The organism is Micromonospora maritima (assembly GCF_902825405.1).
GTDB lineage: Bacteria > Actinomycetota > Actinomycetes > Mycobacteriales > Micromonosporaceae > Micromonospora > Micromonospora maritima.
The window spans coordinates 1-2,073 of sequence record NZ_CADEAU010000733.1 but is presented as its reverse complement, the minus strand read 5'-3'; the positions used below and the strand labels follow the sequence as shown (position 1 = coordinate 2,073).

Below are 2,073 nucleotides of genomic sequence, written 5' to 3'. Positions count from 1 at the left end.
GCCGGCCCGGCGGGCCCGCCGGCCGCGTCGACCGAGACGCCGCCGCGGGCCGCGGCGGCGGGAGGACGGTGACCATGCGGGTCTCGGTCTTCACCGAACCTCACCGCGGAGCGGACTACGACGACCAGCTCCGGTTCGCCCGGCTGGTCGAGGAGACCGGCTTCGAGGGCTTCTTCCGGGCCGACCACTACCGGGCCATGGGGGACGAGCCGGCGCTGCCCGGCCCCACCGACGCCTGGCTCACGCTCGCCGCGCTGGCGCGGGAGACCTCCCGGATCCGGCTCGGCACGCTCGTCACCTCGGCCACCTTCCGCCTGCCCGGGCCGCTGGCCGTCATGGTCGCCCAGGTCGACCGGATGAGCGGCGGTCGGGTCGAGCTGGGCATCGGCGCCGGCTGGTTCGCGCGCGAGCACACCGCGTACGGCATCCCGTTCCCGCCGGTCAGCGAGCGGTTCGACAGGCTGGCCGAGCAGTTGGAGATCGTCACCGGGCTGTGGCGCACGCCGCTCGGCGAGACGTACAGCTTCACCGGCGAGCACTACCAGCTGGCCGACGCCCCCGCGCTGCCCAAGCCCGTGCAGCAGCCCGGCCCGCCGGTGATCGTGGGCGGCCGCGGCCCGAAGCGCACCCCCGAGCTGGCCGCCCGGTACGCCGACGAGTTCAACATGCCGTTCAAGAGCGTCGCCGAGACGGCCGCCGCGTACGAGCGGGTCCGCGAGGCGTGCGACCGCACCGGGCGTGACGCCTCCGGCCGCGCGCCGCTGACGCTCTCCGCCGGCGTGGTGGTGGCGATCGGACGCACCGACGCCGAGGCGCGGCGCCGCGCGGCGCCGCTGCACGTCACCAGCGCGCTCCCGCCGGAGGACCCGGTGGTCGGCTCCCCGGCCCAGCTCGTCGACCGGCTCGGCGAGTTCGCCGCGGTCGGGACCACCCGGGTCCACCTGCGGCTGATCGACTTCGACGACCTCGACCACGTGGAGCTGATCGCCGCCGAGGTGCTCCCCCAACTGGACGGACCGCGATGACCGACCTCTCCGCCGACCTCGAACTCGGCCCGGTGGGCCAGGAGATCGTCTTCGAGAACGACCGGGTACGCGTCTGGCACATCCGGCTGGAGCCGGGCGAGCGGCAGCCGCTGCACCGGCACGACCACCCGTACCTGGTGGTGGCGGTCCAGGGGGCGAAGAACGTGGTGCAGACGATCGACGGCGTCACGATCGACGCCGACGAGCCCACCGGCGGGGTGGTCTACCGCGACCCGGGTGCGGTGCACATGCTCACCAACGTCGGCGACACCACCTACCTCGCCCGTCTGGTCGAGTTGAAGTAGCCACGCCGACGGGGTTCGCCGCGCCGCGCGGCGGCAAGGTGGCGATCGGCGGCACCGGGCCGTAACGTGCCCGACATGGCCTTTCGGACGTGGGGCAGGTTGCTGCTCACGGCGCTCGGGGTGAGCGTGCTGGCCGGTGCCGGCCAGCTCGGCATCGCGTACGGCTTCGGCGTCGTCCGTCTCGACGGCGCGTTCGTCGACGCCTCGGTCAACAGGTGGCCCGCCCAGCTCGCCTGGGTCGGCTGGTTCGCCGCGGTCGCCACGGTCGCCGGGGCCGTCCTCACCGAGCGCTTCGCCCGCCGGGACGAGGTCCCCGCGGGCACCACCGAGCTGCTCTCCGTCGCCGGCGTCAGCGCGCTGGGCGCGATGGTGGTCGCTCCGCTCTGCATGCAGCCGGCCCGCGCCGCCGAGCTGGGCGGCTCCGTCGACCCGGTGTGGGCCGCCGGCATCTGCGCGGCCCTCGGCGCGGTGGTGGGCGCGGGGGCGGCGATCGCCGTGCTGCTCAAGCCGCCGTTCGGCTGGGGCGTCGCGGGCACCGCCGGGATCGTCTGGCTGCTCGCCCTGCTCTCCGTCGCGCCGACGATCGTCGCCAACCGTCCGCTGGCCACCGTACGGCTGGGTGTCCTCGAACCGTCCTGGCTGGACCCGGCCGCGGCGCAACGGCTGGCCATGCTGCTGCTGCCGGTGCTGGCTCTGCTCGCGGGCGGCGCGGTCGGCGTGCTGGCCCGCCGGGCCGGGCACCC

Annotated in this window: 2 protein-coding genes and 1 pseudogene; all 3 read left to right on the top strand. The window is 75.4% G+C overall.

Annotated elements, in window-relative coordinates:
- Positions 1-74 precede the first annotated feature (74 nt).
- On the top strand, positions 75-1,025 hold the full coding sequence (locus HUW36_RS31645; RefSeq protein WP_174531421.1) for an LLM class F420-dependent oxidoreductase: 951 nt from the start codon (positions 75-77) through the stop codon (positions 1,023-1,025).
- Positions 1,022-1,330: a cupin domain-containing protein gene (locus HUW36_RS31640; RefSeq protein WP_174531420.1), complete on the top strand. Its 309-nt coding sequence runs from the start codon at positions 1,022-1,024 to the stop codon at positions 1,328-1,330. The genes HUW36_RS31645 and HUW36_RS31640 overlap by 4 nt, the downstream gene beginning before the upstream one ends.
- 75 nt (positions 1,331-1,405) lie before the next feature.
- Positions 1,406-2,073: pseudogene (locus tag HUW36_RS31635) on the top strand (hypothetical protein); the annotation flags it as partial.

Coding starts and splice junctions, on each gene's coding strand:
- HUW36_RS31645 (WP_174531421.1), top strand. CDS start 75: ATGCGGGTCTCGGTCTTCACCGAACCTCACCGCGGAGCGGACTACGAC.
- HUW36_RS31640 (WP_174531420.1), top strand. CDS start 1,022: ATGACCGACCTCTCCGCCGACCTCGAACTCGGCCCGGTGGGCCAGGAG.